This window comes from Roseateles puraquae, assembly GCF_002205845.1.
Classification (GTDB): Bacteria; Pseudomonadota; Gammaproteobacteria; order Burkholderiales; family Burkholderiaceae_C; genus Pelomonas; species Pelomonas puraquae.
The window spans coordinates 308,629-324,980 of sequence record NZ_NISI01000007.1; the positions used below are offsets into that span (position 1 = coordinate 308,629).

General features: G+C 69.1%; 12 protein-coding genes and 1 tRNA gene. 7 read left to right on the forward strand and 6 right to left on the reverse strand.

What is annotated here, in order from left to right:
* Nucleotides 1-51 precede the first annotated feature (51 nt).
* From CDO81_RS18640 to CDO81_RS18655, 4 genes are read left to right on the forward strand one after another with little or no spacing between them, the layout of a single operon-like run.
* Entirely contained in the window at nucleotides 52-1,383 is a 1,332-nt protein-coding gene (locus CDO81_RS18640; RefSeq protein WP_088484726.1) for an MdtA/MuxA family multidrug efflux RND transporter periplasmic adaptor subunit, read from the forward strand.
* Nucleotides 1,380-4,499, forward strand: a complete 3,120-nt coding sequence (locus CDO81_RS18645) for an MdtB/MuxB family multidrug efflux RND transporter permease subunit (protein ID WP_088484727.1) — start codon at nucleotides 1,380-1,382, stop codon at nucleotides 4,497-4,499. The genes CDO81_RS18640 and CDO81_RS18645 overlap by 4 nt, the downstream gene beginning before the upstream one ends.
* The gene (locus CDO81_RS18650) at nucleotides 4,496-7,609 is read left to right on the forward strand and encodes a multidrug efflux RND transporter permease subunit (protein WP_088484728.1); all 3,114 of its coding nucleotides are present in this window, start codon (nucleotides 4,496-4,498) and stop codon (nucleotides 7,607-7,609) included. The genes CDO81_RS18645 and CDO81_RS18650 overlap by 4 nt, the downstream gene beginning before the upstream one ends.
* A 16-nt stretch (nucleotides 7,610-7,625) precedes the next feature.
* On the forward strand, nucleotides 7,626-9,050 hold the full coding sequence (locus CDO81_RS18655; RefSeq protein ID WP_088484729.1) for an efflux transporter outer membrane subunit: 1,425 nt from the start codon (nucleotides 7,626-7,628) through the stop codon (nucleotides 9,048-9,050).
* Nucleotides 9,051-9,099: 49 nt separating this feature from the next.
* Here the strand turns inward: CDO81_RS18655 and CDO81_RS18660 are convergent, their stop codons facing one another.
* From CDO81_RS18660 to CDO81_RS18685, 6 genes are all read right to left on the reverse strand, one after another.
* Entirely contained in the window at nucleotides 9,100-9,723 is a 624-nt protein-coding gene (locus CDO81_RS18660; RefSeq protein ID WP_088484730.1) for a 50S ribosomal protein L25/general stress protein Ctc, read from the reverse strand.
* An 80-nt stretch (nucleotides 9,724-9,803) separates the two neighbouring features.
* Entirely contained in the window at nucleotides 9,804-10,766 is a 963-nt protein-coding gene (locus CDO81_RS18665) for a ribose-phosphate pyrophosphokinase (RefSeq protein ID WP_088484731.1), read from the reverse strand.
* A 64-nt stretch (nucleotides 10,767-10,830) separates the two neighbouring features.
* A tRNA-Gln gene (locus CDO81_RS18670) sits at nucleotides 10,831-10,907 on the reverse strand.
* A 39-nt stretch (nucleotides 10,908-10,946) separates the two neighbouring features.
* Complete coding sequence (gene ispE / locus CDO81_RS18675; protein ID WP_088484732.1) at nucleotides 10,947-11,858, reverse strand: 4-(cytidine 5'-diphospho)-2-C-methyl-D-erythritol kinase; 912 nt, start codon at nucleotides 11,856-11,858, stop codon at nucleotides 10,947-10,949.
* Nucleotides 11,842-12,375 carry an outer membrane lipoprotein LolB gene (locus CDO81_RS18680; RefSeq protein ID WP_088484733.1) on the reverse strand — a complete coding sequence of 178 codons (534 nt, stop codon included), beginning with the start codon at nucleotides 12,373-12,375 and terminating at the stop codon, nucleotides 11,842-11,844. The genes ispE and CDO81_RS18680 overlap by 17 nt, the downstream gene beginning before the upstream one ends.
* The gene (locus CDO81_RS18685; protein WP_088484734.1) at nucleotides 12,375-14,162 is read right to left on the reverse strand and encodes a tetratricopeptide repeat protein; all 1,788 of its coding nucleotides are present in this window, start codon (nucleotides 14,160-14,162) and stop codon (nucleotides 12,375-12,377) included. Before CDO81_RS18685 ends, CDO81_RS18680 begins: the two co-directional genes overlap by 1 nt.
* A 40-nt stretch (nucleotides 14,163-14,202) precedes the next feature.
* On the opposite strand from CDO81_RS18685, the gene mutM reads away from it, so the two are divergent.
* Genes mutM through CDO81_RS18700 form a run of 3 tightly spaced genes read left to right on the forward strand, consistent with a single transcriptional unit; the run spans nucleotide 14,203 to nucleotide 16,343 of the window.
* Nucleotides 14,203-15,021, forward strand: a complete 819-nt coding sequence (gene mutM, locus CDO81_RS18690; protein WP_088484735.1) for a bifunctional DNA-formamidopyrimidine glycosylase/DNA-(apurinic or apyrimidinic site) lyase — start codon at nucleotides 14,203-14,205, stop codon at nucleotides 15,019-15,021.
* Nucleotides 15,006-16,037 (forward strand): A/G-specific adenine glycosylase, encoded by a 1,032-nt coding sequence (gene mutY / locus CDO81_RS18695; protein ID WP_088484736.1) that lies wholly within the window; start codon nucleotides 15,006-15,008, stop codon nucleotides 16,035-16,037. The genes mutM and mutY overlap by 16 nt, the downstream gene beginning before the upstream one ends.
* A 54-nt stretch (nucleotides 16,038-16,091) precedes the next feature.
* The gene (locus tag CDO81_RS18700) at nucleotides 16,092-16,343 is read left to right on the forward strand and encodes a hypothetical protein (protein ID WP_088484737.1); all 252 of its coding nucleotides are present in this window, start codon (nucleotides 16,092-16,094) and stop codon (nucleotides 16,341-16,343) included.
* The last annotated feature ends 9 nt before the right edge of the window (nucleotides 16,344-16,352 follow it).

Genomic DNA, 16,352 nt, shown 5'->3' on the forward strand with positions numbered 1-16,352 from the left:
ACGCTGTAGCTACATTGGCCCAGCAACATGGGCTGCACGGAGTGAACTCGAATGCAGAACAATGACTTCCGGCAGGGGCCCATGAGCGGCGCTGCCAAGGTGTGGGTGCTGACGGCCGTGGCCGTGGTGGCCGTGGGCCTCGGGGCCTGGTGGTGGCAGGGGCGCAGCGCCGGTGCTGCGGCCGACGGGCCTGGCGCCGCGGCGTCGGCAGCCTCCGGTGCGGCCGGCGCGAGGCCGGCAGGCGGCCGCTTCGGTCGCAGCGGGCCGCAGCCCGTATCGGTCGGCGTGGTGCAGCGGCGCGACATGAACGTCGTCATCGATGCCATCGGCAGCATCGCGTCGGCCAACACGGCGGTGGTGCGGGCCAAGGTCAGTGGTGAGCTGAAGGCGCTGTACTTCCACGAGGGCCAGCCGGTGAAGGCGGGGCAGTTGCTCGCCCTCATCGACCCACGGCCCTACGAAATCGCACGCGACCAGGCCCAGGCCGCGCTCGCGCGTGACCAGGCCCAGCTGGAGAACGCCCGCGCCGATCTCGCCCGCTACCAGGACCTCGTCGCCAAGGAAGCCGCACCCCGCCAGCAGCTCGACACCCAGAAGGCCTTGGTCCGCCAGCTGGAGGCCACCGTGCTGTCCGACCAGGCGGCGCTCGACAACGCCCGGCTGCAGTTGTCCTACACGCGGGTGACGGCACCCATTGCCGGCCAGGCGGGCCTGAAGCAGGCTGACCTCGGCAACAACATCACCCCGAGCGATGCCAACGGCCTCCTCAGCATCGCCCAGACCCAGCCCGCCGCGGTGGTGTTCGCGGTGCCCGATGCGCGCCTGGCCCGCATCCGCCAGCAGCTGGCCGACAAGCAGCCCCTGGCCGTGCAGGCCTGGGACCGCGAGCGCCGCCAGCTGTTGGCTGAAGGCCAGGTGGCCAGCACCGACAACGCGATCGATGCCACCACCGGCACCATCAAGGTCAAGGCGCTGTTCCCGAACAAGGACGGCGGCCTCTTCCCCAACCAGTTCGTCAATGTGCGGCTGCAGCTGGATCGCCTCAAGGACGTGCTGGTGCTGCCCACCGCGGCTGTGCAGCGGGGCGCGCCGGGCACGTTCGTGTATGTGGTGGTCGACGGAACGGTGGCGCTGCGCAAGGTGCAGGTGCTGACCACCGACGGCGACAACACCGCCGTGCAAGGCGAGGTCAAACCCGGCGACCAGGTCGTGACCGACGGCGCCGACCGCCTGCGCGATGGCGCCAAGGCCGAGGTCATCAAGCCCGCGGCAGGCGCAGCCTCAGCGGCAGGCGGGGGGCGTGGTGAACGCGGCCGGCATCGTGGCGCGGGCGCCTCGGCGCCGGTGTCGTCCGAGGGACCTGCGTCCGCGGCCTCACGATGAATCCGTCGCGCCTTTTCATCACGCGGCCGGTCGCGACCTCGCTGCTGATGCTGGCCATCGTGCTGGCCGGCGCGCTGGCCTACCGGCTGTTGCCGGTGTCCGCCTTGCCCGAGGTGGACTACCCGACCATCCAGGTCACCACGCTCTACCCCGGCGCCAGCCCGGACGTCATGACCTCCTCGGTCACCGCGCCGCTGGAGCGCCAGTTCGGCCAGATGCCGGGCCTGGCGCAGATGTCCTCCACCAGCTCCGGCGGGGCCTCGGTCATCACGCTGCGCTTCGAGTTGAGCCTCGCGCTGGACGTGGCCGAGCAGGAGGTGCAGGCGGCCATCAATGCCGGCAGCAACCTGCTGCCCAGCGACCTGCCCATGCCGCCGGTCTACAGCAAGGTCAACCCGGCGGATGCGCCGGTGATGACGATTGCGGTGTCATCCAGCTCGCTGCCGATCACGCGGGTGCACGACCTGGTGGAAAGCCGGCTCGCGCAGAAGATCTCGCAGGTGCCGGGCGTGGGCCTGGTGGGCATTGCGGGCGGGCGGCGGCCGGCCGTGCGCATCCAGGCCGACCCGGGTGCGCTGGCCACGCTGGGCCTGTCCATCGACGATGTCCGCACCGCCATCGGCGCGGCCAACGTGAACCAGTCCAAGGGCAGCTTCGACGGCCCATTGCGCGCGTCCACGCTGGATGCCAACGACCAGCTCAAGAGCGCCGCGGAGTACGCCAACCTCGTCATCGCCTACCGAGGCGGCAACCCGGTGCGCCTGAAGGACGTGGCGCGTCTGGTGGATGACGCCGAGAACCTGCGCCTGGCCGCCTGGGCGGGCCAGGCCGGCGAGCCTGCGGTGTCGGCCGTCATCCTGAACGTGCAGCGCCAGCCCGGCGCCAACGTTATCGAGACGGTCGACCGGGTGCGCGCGGTGCTGCCGCAATTGCAGGCCAGCCTGCCCGCGTCGCTGGACGTGCAGGTGCTGAGCGACCGCACCACCACCATCCGCGCCTCGGTGCGGGATGTGCAGCACGAGCTGATCTTTGCCATCGTGCTGGTGATCGGCGTGATCTTCGTGTTCCTGCGCAGCCTGCCCGCCACCTTCATCCCGGCGGTGGCCGTGCCGGTGTCGCTGGTGGGCACCTTCGGCGTGATGTACCTCGCCGGCTTCTCGATCAACAACCTGACGTTGATGGCGCTCGTCATCTCCACCGGCTTCGTGGTGGACGATGCGATCGTGATGATCGAGAACATCGCGCGGCACATGGAGGAGGGCGGCGAGGGCGTGAGCGCCTTCCAGGCGGCGCTGTCGGGCTCCAAGCAGATCGGCTTCACCATCATCTCGCTGACCGTGTCGCTGATCGCGGTGCTCATCCCGCTGCTCTTCATGGGCGACGTGGTGGGGCGGCTCTTTCATGAGTTCGCGATCACGCTGGCCGTGTCCATCCTGATCTCGGCCTTCGTGTCGCTGACCCTCACGCCCATGATGTGCGCGCGGCTGCTCAAGCACGAGCATGAAGACCAGCACGGCCGGTTGTGGCGGGCGGTAGGCCGGGCCTTCGACGACACCATCGCCGCCTACGGTCGGATGCTGACCTGGGTGCTGGACCGCTCCGGCGCGACGCTGGTGGTGTTTGTGGCGACCCTGGTGCTGACCGGCGTGCTCTACCTGCTCGTGCCCAAGGGCTTCTTCCCGCTGCAGGACACGGGGCAGATCCAGGGCATCACCGAGGCGGCGCAGTCGACCTCGTTCGGCGCCATGGCCGAGCACCAGCAGCACCTGGCCGAGCGGGTACTGAAGGACCCGGCGGTGCAGAGCGTGTCCTCCTTCATCGGCGTGGACGGTGGCAACACCACGCTCAACCAGGGCCGGCTTCAGATCAACCTCAAGCCCAAGGAAGAACGTGGTGAGAGCGCGGCCGACGTGGCCCGCCGCATCAACGACGCGGTGGCCGACGTGCCCGGCATTGCGCTGTACCTGCAGCCGGTGCAGGACCTGACCATCGAGGACCGCATCGCCAAGACGCAGTACCAGTTCACGCTCAGCTCGCCCGACTCGGCCGAGCTCAGTCGGGCGACAACGGCGGTGCTGGAGCGCCTGCGCGGCGTGCCGGCCCTGGCCGATGTGGCGAGCGACGCGCAGGAGCAGGGGCTGCAGGCCTATGTCGACATCGACCGGGACGCCGCCGGCCGGCTGGGCGTGAGTGTGGCCACCATCGACAGCGCGCTCTACAGCGCCTTCGGTCAGCGGCTCATCTCCACCATCTTCACGCAGAGCAACCAGTACCGCGTGGTGCTGGAGGTCGCGCCTGACTTCCGAGCGGGCATGGATGCGCTGCGGCGCCTGTACGTGCCGGGCACGGGCGGCACGCAGGTGCCGCTGAGCTCGGTGGCTCGCTTCAGCGAACGGGTCGCGCCGCTGGCGGTCAACCATGTGGCGCAGTTCCCGTCGTCCACCATCTCCTTCAACCTCGCGCCGGGCGCGTCGCTGGGCGAGGCGGTCAAGGCCATCCGCGCCGAGGTCGATGCGCTGCAGTTGCCGCTCAGCGTGGAGACCCGCTTCGAGGGCGCGGCGCTGGCCTTCCAGGCCTCGCTCACCAGCACGCTGCTGCTCATCCTCGCGGCCATCGTCACGATGTACATCGTGCTGGGCGTGCTCTATGAGAGCACCATCCACCCGCTGACCATCCTGTCCACGCTGCCCTCCGCCGGCCTGGGGGCGTTGCTGGCGCTGCTGGCCTTCCGGCTCGACCTGGACATCATCGCCATCATCGGCATCGTGCTCTTGATCGGCATCGTCAAGAAGAACGCGATCATGATGATCGACTTCGCACTGGAAGCGGAGCGCGACCACGGCAAGACGCCGCGCGAGGCCATCCATGAAGCCTGCCTGCTGCGGTTCCGGCCCATCCTGATGACGACCATGGCCGCGCTGCTCGGCGCGCTGCCGTTGATGCTGGGCACCGGCGTGGGCAGTGAGCTGCGCCACCCGCTGGGTGTCGTGATGGTGGGCGGCCTGATCGTGAGCCAGCTGCTCACGCTCTTCACGACGCCGGTCATCTATCTGGGCTTCTCGGCGCTGGCCGCACGGCTCAAGCGCGGCCGCCGCCCTGTGGAGGCTGCGGCGTGAACCTGTCGCGCATCTTCATCGAGCGCCCCATCGGCACGGCGCTGATCACGTGCGGCGTGGCACTGGCCGGCGCGATCGCCTATTTGCTGCTGCCGATCGCACCGCTGCCGCAGGTGGAGTTCCCGACCATCTCCGTCAGCGCGTCGCTGCCCGGCGCGTCGCCCGACACCATGGCCGCGACCGTGGCCACGCCGCTGGAGCGTTCGCTGGGCAGCATCGCGGGCGTGACGGAGATCACCTCGTCGTCGTCGCTCGGCAGCACGCGCATCACGCTGCAGTTCGACCTCAGCCGCAGCATCGATTCGGCAGCGCGCGAGGTGCAGGCGGCCATCAACGCCTCGCGTGCGCTGCTGCCCACGGGCATGCCGAGCAACCCGACCTATCGCAAGGTCAACCCGGCGGACGCGCCCATCATGATCGTGGCGCTGACGTCTGACACGCTCACGCGCGGCCAGATGTACGACGCCGCCTCCACCGTGCTGGCCCAGCGCCTGTCGCAGGTTGACGGCGTCGGCCAGGTCAGTGTGGGCGGCGGTGCGCTGCCGGCGGTGCGCATCGAGCTGGACCCGAACAAGCTCTCCTCGCAGGGCATCAGCCTGGAGCAGGTGAGGGCGGCGGTGGTGGCGACCAATGCCAACCGGCCCAAGGGACAGCTGGAGGACGGGGCCCGCAGCTGGCAGATCGGCGCCAACGACCAGGCCCGCCGCGCGAGCGACTACATGCCCGTGGTGCTGAGCTACCGCAACGGCGCTGCCGTGCGCCTGGGTGATGTGGCCGACATCAGCGACAGCGTGCAGGACGTGCGCAACGATGGCCTGGCCAACGGCCGCCAGGCGGTGCTCCTCATCCTGAACAAGGCGCCGTCGGCCAACATCATCGAGACCGTGGACACCGTGCGGGCGTTGCTGCCGCAGCTGCGCGCGTCGATCTCGCCGGCCATCAATGTCGACGTGGTCATGGATCGCACCGCCACCATCCGCGGCAGCATCGTCGAGGTGCAACGCACGCTGGTGATTGCCTTCGGCCTGGTCATCGTGGTCGTGTTCATCTTCCTGCGGCGTTTCCGGGCGGCGCTGCTGCCGGCCGTGGCCGTGCCGGTGTCGCTGGCGGGCACCTTCGGCGTGATGTACCTGCTGGGCTACAGCATCGACAACCTGTCGCTGATGGCCATGACGGTCGCGACCGGCTTCGTGGTGGACGACGCCATCGTCGTGCTGGAGAACATCTCGCGCCACATCGAGCGCGGCATGAGCCCGCGCGAGGCGGCCTTGCGCGGCGCGTGGGAGATCGGCTTCACGGTGGTGTCCATCTCGCTGAGCCTGATCGCGGTGTTCATTCCCATCCTGGCGATGGGCGGCATCGTCGGGCGGCTGTTCCGCGAGTTCGCGGTGGTGTTGTCGGTGTCCATCCTGGTGTCGATGGTGGTGTCACTCACCACCACGCCGATGATGGCGGCGACGCTGCTCAAGCCGCACGAGGCCGCGCGGGCCCCGGGGCGCATCGGCCGCTGGCTTGCCCGGCTGCAGGGCAGGCTGATGCGCGGCTACCGGCGTTCCCTGCGCTGGACGCTGCGCCACCAGCCGTTGGCGCTGTTGGCGCTGGCTGGGGTCATCGCGCTCAACGTGCACCTGTACATGACCATCCCCAAGGGCTTCTTCCCGCAGCAGGACACGGGGCTGATGATTGGCGGCGTGCAGGCCGACCAAGCCAGCTCCTTCCAGTCGATGCAGCAGAAGCTGCGCACTTTCCACGACATCGTGCGCGCCGATCCCGCCGTGGCCAACGTGACCGGCTTCACCGGCGGCGGCCAGCGCAACAGTGCCAACATGTTCATCAGCCTGAAGCCGCGCAGCGAGCGCGAGGAGAGCGTGGACGACGTCATCAACCGCCTGCGCGGCAAGCTGGCCAAGGTGCCGGGGGCCAACCTCTTCCTGGCGCCGGTGCAGGACATCCGCATCGGCGGCCGGCAGGCGAATGCGTCCTGGCAATACACCTTGCAGGCCGATGAACTGGCCGACCTGCGCACCTGGGAGCCGCGCATCCGCCGGGCGCTGACCGAGGTGCCCGAGATCACCGACGTCAACACCGACCAGCAGGACAAGGGCCTGCAGACCTCACTCGTGGTCGACCGTGATGCGTTGGCCCGCCTCGGCCTGACGATGAGCGCGGTGGACAGTGCGCTGAACGATGCGTTCGGCCAGCGCCAGGTGGGCGTCATCTACAACCCGTTGAACCAGTACCGGGTCGTGATGGAACTCGCGCCCGAGTGGCTGCAGAGCCCGCAGACCCTGCAGCGGCTGATGCTCACGGGCAGCAACGGCCAGCAGGTGCCACTGGCCAGCGTGGCCCGGGTGGAGACGACTGCCACGCCGCTGGCCGTCAACCACCAGAGCGGCACGCCGGCCAGCACGATCAGCTTCAACCTGTCGCCGGGCGTGTCGCTGTCCGATGCGGTGGCGGCCATCAATGACGCCGTCGCCCAGACCGGGGCGCCGGTGTCGGTGCGCGGCAGCTTCCAAGGCACGGCCCAGGCCTTCCAGAGTTCGCTGAAGTCGCAGCCGCTGCTCATCCTCGCGGCCATCATCACCATCTACCTGGTGCTAGGCATGCTGTACGAAAGCCTCATCCACCCGATCACGATCCTGTCCACGCTGCCGTCGGCCGGCGTGGGCGCGCTGCTGGCGCTGATGGCCTTCAAGACGGACTTCACCATCATTGCGCTGATCGGCGTGATCCTGCTGATCGGCATCGTGAAGAAGAACGCCATCATGATGCTGGACTTCGCCATCTCGGCCCAGCGCGAGGCCGCCGAGCGCGGCCGGCAGCTTGGCGCGGGGGCCGCCATCTATCGCGCGGCCCTGCTGCGGCTGCGGCCCATCCTGATGACGACCGTGGCCGCGGTCTTCGGCGCGGTGCCGCTGGCCCTGGGCCATGGCGAAGGCGCGGAGCTGCGCGTGCCACTGGGCATCTCCATCGTTGGCGGCTTGCTGCTCAGCCAGCTGCTGACCCTCTACACCACGCCGGTCGTGTTCTGCGGCATGGACCGGCTGCGCCGCAAGCGTGGCCGAGCCCTGCCGGCACCGGCCGCCGAGCCCGCGACCGCGACTTGATCCTGTGCCCGACCCCATGAAACCTGTCGCCCCTACCCCCCGGCCCTTGGCCTTGATGCTGGCCTTGCTGCTGGCGGGCTGTGCCGTCACGTCACAGCGACCGCCCACCGAGCCGCCGGCACCGGCCGCCTTCCAGGGCTCGTCTGACTGGCAGCGCGTACCGGCCGATGTGCAGGTGCCCGAGGCCTGGTGGACCCTGTTCAAGGACCCGGTGCTCGACCGGCTCCAGTCCGAGCTCATCGTCGGCAACCAGAACCTCGCCTCGGCCTTGGCCCAGGTGCGTTCGGCACGCGCGGTGCTGGCGGCCAGTCAGTCGGCCATCTTCCCGACGCTGTCGCTGGGCGCGGGCACCACGCGCTCGGCCACCGCCGAGAACGCCAACGGGCAGCGCACCGTGGCCACCTCGAACTCGCTGACGGCGAACGCGTCGTGGGAGATCGACCTCTGGGGCCGGCTGGCCGAGGGCGTGAAGGCCGCCGGCGCCAGCTACCAGGCCAGCGAGGCCGATCTCGCAGCACTGCGCCTGTCGGCGCAGGCCACGCTGACGCAGAGCTATTTCTCGCTGCGCACGGCCGAGGCCCAGCAGGCCCTGCTGGAGCGCACCGTGGCTGCCACCCAGCGCACGCTGGAGTTGACCCAGGCGCGCTATGCCAGCGGCGTGGTGGCGCAAAGCGATGTGCTGCAGGCACGCACCCAGCTGCGCAGCGTGCAGGCTCAGCTGAGCGACCTGCGCACCCAGCGGGCGCAGCTGCTGCATGCGCTGGCGGCGCAGCTGGGGCAGTTGCCCGGGCAGTTCCAGTTGCCGGCGAGTGCCGCGCTGCCCGAGTTGCCGCCGGTGCCGATGCTCGTGCCGTCGCTGGTGCTGGCGCAGCGGCCTGATCTGGCAGCGGCGCGGGCTCGCCAGGTGGCGGCCTATGCGCAGATCGGCATTGCCGATGCGGCCTTCTTCCCGAGCGTGGACCTGTCCGCCAGCGCGGGCTACCGCGGGGCCTCGTGGTCCAAGCTGGTATCGGCGCCGAATCTGGTGTGGTCGCTGGGGGCGGCGCTGACGGCGCCCCTGTTCGACGGCGGCCAGCGGCAACTGGCGTCCACCCAGGCGCGCGCGTCGGCCGACGTGGCCACCGCCAACTACCGCCAGGCCGTGCTGACGGCCTTCCAGGAGGTGGAGGACAACCTGGTGCAGTTCTCGGAGTCTGGCGAGGCGGTGGCCTTGCAGCGCGACGCCTACGAGGCCGCAAGCCGCAACCTGGCGTTGGTGCTGGAACAGTACCGCGCGGGCACGGTCAGCTACCTGAACGTCAGCACCGCCCAGGCGTCGGCGCTGTCGGCCGAAGGCAATGTGCTGTCGGCCCGCAACCGCCAGTTGGTGGCGGCCAGCGTGCTGCTGAAGAACCTGGGCGGGCGCCTGCCGGCTTCGGTCACGACGGCTGCGCGCCCATGAAAAAAGGGCTCCTTGCGGAGCCCTTCTCGTTGGCAGAAGCCGGCAGGAATTACTTCTTGCCCTTCTTGCCCTTCTTGTCGTCGGCGGCCGGCGCGGCGGCCACGACGATTTCTTCAGCCTTGGGCTCGACCGGCGTCGCGATGACGGGGTTCGGCTTGCCATGGGTCACGACCTTGATGCCGGCGGGCAGCTTGATGTCGTTGACGTGCAGCGAGTGACCCTTGGTCAGGTTGGACAGATCCACCTCGATGAACTCGGGCAGTTCCTTGGCCAGGCAGGTGATCAGCAGCTCGGTCACGACGTGGGTGACGGTGCAGTGGTCGGTCTTGACGGCCGGGGAGACGTCTTCGCCGATGAAGTGCAGAGGCACCTTCTTCGTGATCTTGGTCGTGCCGTCCACGCGCTGGAAGTCCACGTGCAGGACTTGCGGCTTGTAGGGGTGCATCTGGAAGTCACGCAGCAGCACTTGCGTGTTGGTGCCGTTCAGCTCCATGTCCAGCAGCGAGCTGTGGAAGGCTTCCTTCTTGAGGGCGTGGAAGAGCGCGTTGTGATCGAGTTCGATCATCGTCGGCTCGCCGGCGCCAAAAACGATACCCGGCACCTTGCCGGCCACACGCAGGCGGCGGCTCGCTCCGGTCCCCTGCAACTTGCGCTCGAAGGCGACAAACTTCATGGTTTTCTCCAAAAGAGAACGGCACCCGCGACCAGGCACCGTTTGAAAAAGGCCGCCTTGCGACGGCCATGAAATCTCGGTCAGAAGTTGTTGTTCTGTTCCGAGAAGAGACTGGTGACCGACTCGCCATCCGAGATGCGGCGGATGGTTTCGGCGAACAGGAAGGCCACCGACAACTGGCGGATCTTCTTGCAGGCCTTGGCGGCGTCGGTCAGGGGAATGGTGTTGGTGATGACGACTTCGTCGAGCTGCGAGCTCGAGATGCGCTCGATGGCCGGGCCCGACAGGATGGGGTGGGTGCAGTAGGCGAAGACGCTCTTGGCGCCCCGGGCCTTCAGCACCTCGGCGGCCTTCACGAGGGTACCGGCGGTGTCGATCATGTCGTCCATGATCACGCAGTTGCGGCCTTCGATCTCGCCGATGACGTGCATCACTTCAGACACGTTGGCGGCGGGGCGGCGCTTGTCGATGATGGCCAGGTCGCAGCCGAGCTGCTTGGCCAGCGCGCGGGCACGCACCACGCCGCCCACGTCGGGCGAAACGACCACGAGGTCGCTGTAGTTGCGGGCCTTCAGGTCCGACAACAGCACCGGCGAGGCGTAGATGTTGTCGACCGGGATGTCGAAGAAGCCCTGGATCTGGTCGGCGTGCAGGTCCATGGTCAGGACGCGCTCGACGCCGACGGTCTCCAGCAGGTTGGCCACCACCTTGGCCGAGATCGGCACGCGGGTGCTGCGGGGGCGGCGGTCCTGGCGGGCGTAGCCAAAGTAGGGGATCACGGCGGTGATGCGGCGGGCGCTGGCACGCTTCAGGGCATCGACCATGATCAGCAGTTCCATGACGTTTTCGTTCGTCGGTGCGCAGGTGGGCTGCACGACGAAGACGTCACGGGCGCGGACGTTCTGCTGGATTTCGACGGTCACTTCACCGTCGGAGAAACGGCCGACCACGGCCTTGCCCAGCTCGAGGCCGAGATGGGTGGCAATTTCGTGGGAGAGAACCGGGTTCGCGTTGCCGGTGAAGAGAACCGTGTTGAGCAGCACTGGGAGCCTCTGGTGTATCAGTGGCCCGCTGATAGCCGAGCCGGTTCAGCGAAACGAAAGAATTTGGCAGGGGAGGAAGGACTCGAACCCTCGCATGTCGGAATCAAAATCCGATGCCTTAACCAACTTGGCGACTCCCCTACACAGGACACAGCAGAGCTGCTGCACCCTACAACCTTTTCAGTCGGCCCATCCGCGAAGCGGGTGCTGAGCCAAGCTGTGGCAGATTCGACCGGTCCATCCTTCACGCCCCCCATGTTGCTGAGCCTGAAGCAATGTCGCCAGGGACTGATCGTCCTTGCCATCTTTTCCATCCCCGGCGAGCACGGAAAACACGGCAGCTCCTGAGCCCGTCATCCGGGCGTTGCCAAATTGCTTTGACAACAGAGCCAGCGCATCGCGTACTTCACTGCTGATCGCTTCTGCTGCGCGCTGGAGGTCGTTTCGACCGGTTCCAACTGCACTGCTGATTTGTTCTGCAGTTCCTGCCGAGGCGGGAAAGCCCGCGACTATAGCCAGCTTTTCGGACCTTGCCAAGAGATTGCTCGAAAAAATCTCCTTGGTCGCCAGGCCGGCCGGCCCCTTGAGCACCGCAAAGCGCTGCGCGGGCAGCGTGATCGGGTTCAGGACCTCGCCGATGCCCTCGACGAAGGCCGGGCCGCCGCCAAGGAAGAAGGGCACGTCGGCGCCGAGCTTCAGGCCCAGGGCCAGCAGGCGCGACAGCGGCAGGCGAAGGTCCCACAGGCGGTTCAGGGCCAGCAGCGTGGTGGCGGCGTCGGACGAGCCGCCGCCCATGCCGGCACCGGCCGGCAGGCGTTTCTCGAGATGGATGTCGGCACCCAGCGTGCAGCCGGTCTCGGTCTGCAGCAGTCGCGCGGCGCGCAGGCAGAGGTCGTCGGCCGGCAGGTCGCCGCCGAGCACGTCGTGGCGCTGCAGGCGGCCATCGCTGCGGCACTCCACATGCAGGGTGTCGGCCCAGTCGATGAGCACGAAGACCGACTCCAGCAGGTGGTAGCCGTCCGGCCGCTTGCCGACGATGTGCAGGAAGAGGTTCAGCTTGGCCGGCGCGGCCAGGTCATGGAGTGCCTTCATCGGGCCCTTCCAGCTTCGCTCTCAGAGTGACGACGGGAGCCGCCAGGCGTGTGGCCACCAGCGACGGCAGCCGGGGCTCGATGCGCCAGCCGAGCTGCTCGAAGCCATTGGCCGTCTTCTCGTGCGGCGCGGCCGGCCAGGGGCGGGCCTGCAGCCAGTCGAACAGCGCGGCCACCGGCACGGGCTCACCGAGCAGCTCGCGCGTGAGGGCGTCGAGGTTGTCGAAGCGGCGCTCGTCATTCGGCGTCTGCAGCGTGGCCTGGCCCGGCTGCCAGCTCGCACGGGCCACCAGCGAGCCCAGTGGCGAGGTCAGCTCCAGCCGGCCCGCCTGCGGCCCGCCGAAGAGCTCGAAGCTCGCCGCGCCGCCGGTGCCGCGGTTGTGCACGTCGCCCGCGATGGTCACGCTGATGCGGCCGCTCAGGCGCGATTCAGCTGTGGCCGGCGCAGGCGTCTTGGGCAGCTGGGCGCACCCTGCGAGGGCGAGTGCGAACGTCAGCAGGGCAGCGGCCGCGCGCATCAGGGCTTGACCTTCAGGCGGTCGAGCACCTCGCGCAGGGCTTCGTTGTCAGGGTCGCGCTGCGCCGCTTCGGCAAAGATGCGCCGGGCTTCGTCATGCGCCCCCTGGGCCCACAGCACTTCGCCCAGGTGCGCCGCGATCTCGGCATCGGGCCGGCCGGTGTGGGCCTGGCGCAGCAGGCGCGCGGCCTCGTCGAGGTTGCCCAGGCGGAACTCGACCCAGCCCAGGCTGTCGACGATGAAGGGCTCGCCCGGGGCGAGCTTGAGGGCCTTCTCGATCAGTTCCTTGGCTTCCGGCAGGCGCAGATTGCGCTCGGCCAGGGAGTAGCCCAGCGCGTTGTAGGCGTGGTGGTAGTCGGGCTTGAGCTCGATGACCCGCCGCAGCAGCGTTTCCATGTCGTCGAACTTGCCGACCTTCTCGGTCATCATGGCCTGTTCGTAGATCAGGTCCGGGTCGTTCGGAAAGCGTGCCACGGCGGCCTTCATGGCGGCGAGTGCGCCCGCGTAGTCGCGCAGCTCGCGCATCAGCTGGGCTTCGGCCAGCAGGCTGGCGCGAGTCTCGCCGTCGCTCGCGTCGGCCGCGGGTTTGAGCAGCTTGCGGGCGTCGGCCACCTTGCCTTGCTTGGCGAGCAGCACGGCGCGCCGGTAGCGCACGTCCAGGCCGGCGCCATCCACCTTCTGCAGCGCGGCTTCCGCGGCCTTGAAGTCGCCGCGCTGCTCGGCCGCCTGCGACAGCATCAACCAAGCCTGCTGGCGGCCTTCGGCGCGGCCCTTGATCTCGGCGTCGGTGCCCGCGGCCGGTGTGTCCAGGCGCTTGAGGCCTTCGCGCAGCGCAGCTTCCGCCGCGGCGGGATGTTTCAGTTCGAGCTCGATGGCGCCCAGCGCCAGCCATGGCGCCGGGTTGTCGGGGGTGGACTGGGTGAGCGCGCGGAACTCACGGGCCGCCTCGGCCGGGCGCTGCGCCTTGATCAGCGCTCGGCCATAGGCCTGCCGCAGGGCGGGCTGGTCGGGCTTGAGCCGCAGGCGCTCGGTGATGAGGGGCTCGGCCTGGGGTTCGCTGGGCATCAGGTCCAGCGCGAGCTGCATCGCATCGTCGTTGTCGGGGTCGGCCTGGTTCAGCTCGCGGGTCAGGGCCAGCGCGCGGGCGTTCTCGCCGGCGTTGATGGCCAGCTTGGCCTCGGTGTAGAGCGCCGGCGGGCGCAGCGGGCCGGCCTGGGCCTTCAGCACCGGGGCCAGCGCGGCCAGCACCGCCTTCGGTTCGGGCGAGCGCTGGAAGAGCCGTGGCAGCGACAGGATGTAGCCCGGGCGCTGCGGTGCGGGCGCGATGCGCAGCAGCGTGGCCAGCGGCTGCGCGATCTCGGCGGGCTTGTTCATCAGCGCCAGAAGCTGCACCACGCTTTGCAGCGCATCGGTGGAGGTGGGTACGGTGTCGGCCCAGGCGCGGGCGGCGAGCAGGGCCTGGTCGCCAGCGCGGGCCTGGATGGCGATGTTCACCACCCGCTTGAACAGCGCCTCGTCGGCGGTGCGCCGTGCCGCATCCAGCAGCACCTGGAAGGCCACGCCCGGCTGGCCGTTCTGCAGCTCGATCTCGCCGATGAGCAACTGGTAGAACAGCGGCGCGTCCATCAGCGAGTGCGTGGGCGGCTCGTCAGGAACGGCCGAGGCGGCATCCGCGGGCGGCTGCGGGGCGGTGGGTGTGGAGGCCGCGGGGGCGGGTTCCTGGGCGTGGGCTTGCAGTGCGGCCAGCAGGGCGGCAGCGGTGATCACGCGGTGGAGGGGCAAGGGCATTCGAACTCCAGGGGCAGGGGCTCATTATGATTTCCGACCCATGCCCGAGTTGCCTGAAGTCGAAGTCACCCGCCGCAGCTTTGCCGATGCCATCCGCGGGGCCCGGGTGACCGGTCTGCGCCTGGGAAAACCCCTGCGCTGGCCCCTGGGTGTCGACCCCGAAACCCTGCTTGGCACCGAGGTCGGCGCCGTGCAAAGACGGGGTAAATATTTGTGGCTTCCGTTGCCGCCGCGCGGTGGCCTGCTGATGCACCTGGGCATGTCGGGCTCGCTCGCCTTCCTGGACACCACCCCAGCCGCCGGCAGCCACGATCATTTCGATCTGCACACCGACCGCGGCCTGCTGCGCCTGACCGACCCGCGGCGCTTTGGTGCGGTGGTCTGGGCGCCGGCGATGGAAGCTGAGCCTGTGGCCACCTTGCTGTCGGGCCTGGGCCTGGAGCCCTTCGACGATCGCTTCGACGGCCTTCATCTGCACGCGGCGCTGAGCGGCCGGCGCGTGGCCATCAAGCAGGCGCTGCTGGCGGGCGACATCGTGGTGGGGGCGGGCAATATCTACGCCTGCGAGTCGCTCTTCATGGCCGGCATCGACCCGCGCCTGGCCGCAGGCAAGGTCAGCCGGCCACGCGCCGAGAAGCTGGCGGCGGCCGTGCGCCAGGTGCTGGGCCAGGCGCTGGAGGCGGGCGGCACCACGCTGCGTGATTTCCGCGATGCCCATGGCGTGGCGGGCAGCTTCCAGATGCAGGCCCAGGTCTACGGCCGCGAGGGCGAACCTTGCCGGCGCTGCGCCACGCCCATCCGGCGCATCGTGCAGGGTCAGCGCTCCACCTTCTTCTGCCCGCAATGCCAGAAACGCTGACCCCGCCGGCGCTGGCTGCCGACTTTGGCAAGACGGTGGTTGCATGGCAGCGCCGCCACGGCCGCCACACCCTGCCTTGGCAGAACACGCGAGATCCGTATCGCGTGTGGCTGTCGGAGGTGATGCTGCAGCAGACCCAGGTCACCACGGTGCTGGGCTACTACGAACGCTTCCTCGCCCGCTGGCCGCGTGTGACCGACCTGGCCGCCGCCTCGCTGGACGACGTGCTGGCGCAGTGGGCCGGCCTGGGCTACTACAGCCGGGCGCGCAACCTGCACGCCTGCGCGCGGGCCGTGGCGGCGCTGCATGGCGGCGAGTTCCCTCAGTCGGCCGCCGGGCTGCAAACCCTGCCGGGCATCGGCCGTTCGACCGCGGCGGCGATTGCGGCCTTCTGCTTCGGTGAGCGTGTGGCCATCCTGGACGGCAACGTCAAGCGCGTGCTGGGCCGCGTGCTGGCGTTTGAAGGCGATCTCGCCAGCAGCGCGGCCGAGAAGCGCCTGTGGGACCTCGCCACGGCCCTGCTGCCCGAGCAGGACATGGACCGCTACACCCAGGGCCTGATGGACCTCGGCGCCACCGTCTGCACCGCGCGTTCGCCCAACTGCCTGCTGTGCCCGGTGCAGCCGCTGTGCCTGGCCCAGCAGCAGGGCGACCCGACCCGCTTCCCCATCAAGACGAAAAAGCTCAAGCGCGGCCGCCGTGAGAGCTGGTGGCTATGGCTGGAGCGCGAAGGCCGGGTGCTGCTGCAACAGCGCCCCGCCACCGGCGTGTGGGCGGGGCTGTGGACGCTTCCGCTGTATGACGACGAGGCCAGCGCCCGCGCCGCGTTGCCGGGGGAGGTGCTGCACACGCTGCCGCGCATCCAGCATGCGCTGACGCACTTCGACTGGGTGCTGCACACCCTGCGCGCCGAGCCCGCCGCCGACGCAACGCCACCCGGCACCTGGGTGGCCCGGGAGAAACTCGCCGACTACGCGCTCCCCGCGCCCCTGAAGAAGATGATCGAGGAAGGATGACGCATGCAGGCCCAGGTCTAGAAGAGCTTTGAGTACGCGGTCATCACGCTGCTGGTGTGCGGCTTTTGCCTGTGGCAGCTGATCAGCAGCACGCAGGACGGCGAGCCGCCCGCGGGCAAGCTGGCCGTGCTGGGCCTCGGGCTGCTGATCACCGGCGTCATGCACTGCGTGTTCATGATGCAGATCGTGCAGCGCACCGGCCGCAACGTCGGCGCGTGGTTCGTGGCCATCGTCATCTTCATGCCCATCGGCTCGGCCGTGCTGCTGGCCTTGCTGCTGGCGGACGGTGACGACGCCCAGGCGTGAACGTGTGCA

Excerpts from the sequence above, each read along its gene's own strand:
- CDO81_RS18640 (WP_088484726.1), top strand. The coding sequence starts at position 52 with ATGCAGAACAATGACTTCCGGCAGGGGCCCATGAGCGGCGCTGCCAAG.
- CDO81_RS18645 (WP_088484727.1), top strand. The coding sequence starts at position 1,380 with ATGAATCCGTCGCGCCTTTTCATCACGCGGCCGGTCGCGACCTCGCTG.
- CDO81_RS18655 (WP_088484729.1), top strand. The coding sequence starts at position 7,626 with ATGAAACCTGTCGCCCCTACCCCCCGGCCCTTGGCCTTGATGCTGGCC.
- CDO81_RS18660 (WP_088484730.1), bottom strand. The coding sequence starts at position 9,723 with ATGAAGTTTGTCGCCTTCGAGCGCAAGTTGCAGGGGACCGGAGCGAGC.
- ispE (WP_088484732.1), bottom strand. The coding sequence starts at position 11,858 with ATGAAGGCACTCCATGACCTGGCCGCGCCGGCCAAGCTGAACCTCTTC.
- CDO81_RS18680 (WP_088484733.1), bottom strand. The coding sequence starts at position 12,375 with ATGCGCGCGGCCGCTGCCCTGCTGACGTTCGCACTCGCCCTCGCAGGG.
- CDO81_RS18685 (WP_088484734.1), bottom strand. The coding sequence starts at position 14,162 with ATGCCCTTGCCCCTCCACCGCGTGATCACCGCTGCCGCCCTGCTGGCC.
- mutM (WP_088484735.1), top strand. The coding sequence starts at position 14,203 with ATGCCCGAGTTGCCTGAAGTCGAAGTCACCCGCCGCAGCTTTGCCGAT.
- mutY (WP_088484736.1), top strand. The coding sequence starts at position 15,006 with ATGCCAGAAACGCTGACCCCGCCGGCGCTGGCTGCCGACTTTGGCAAG.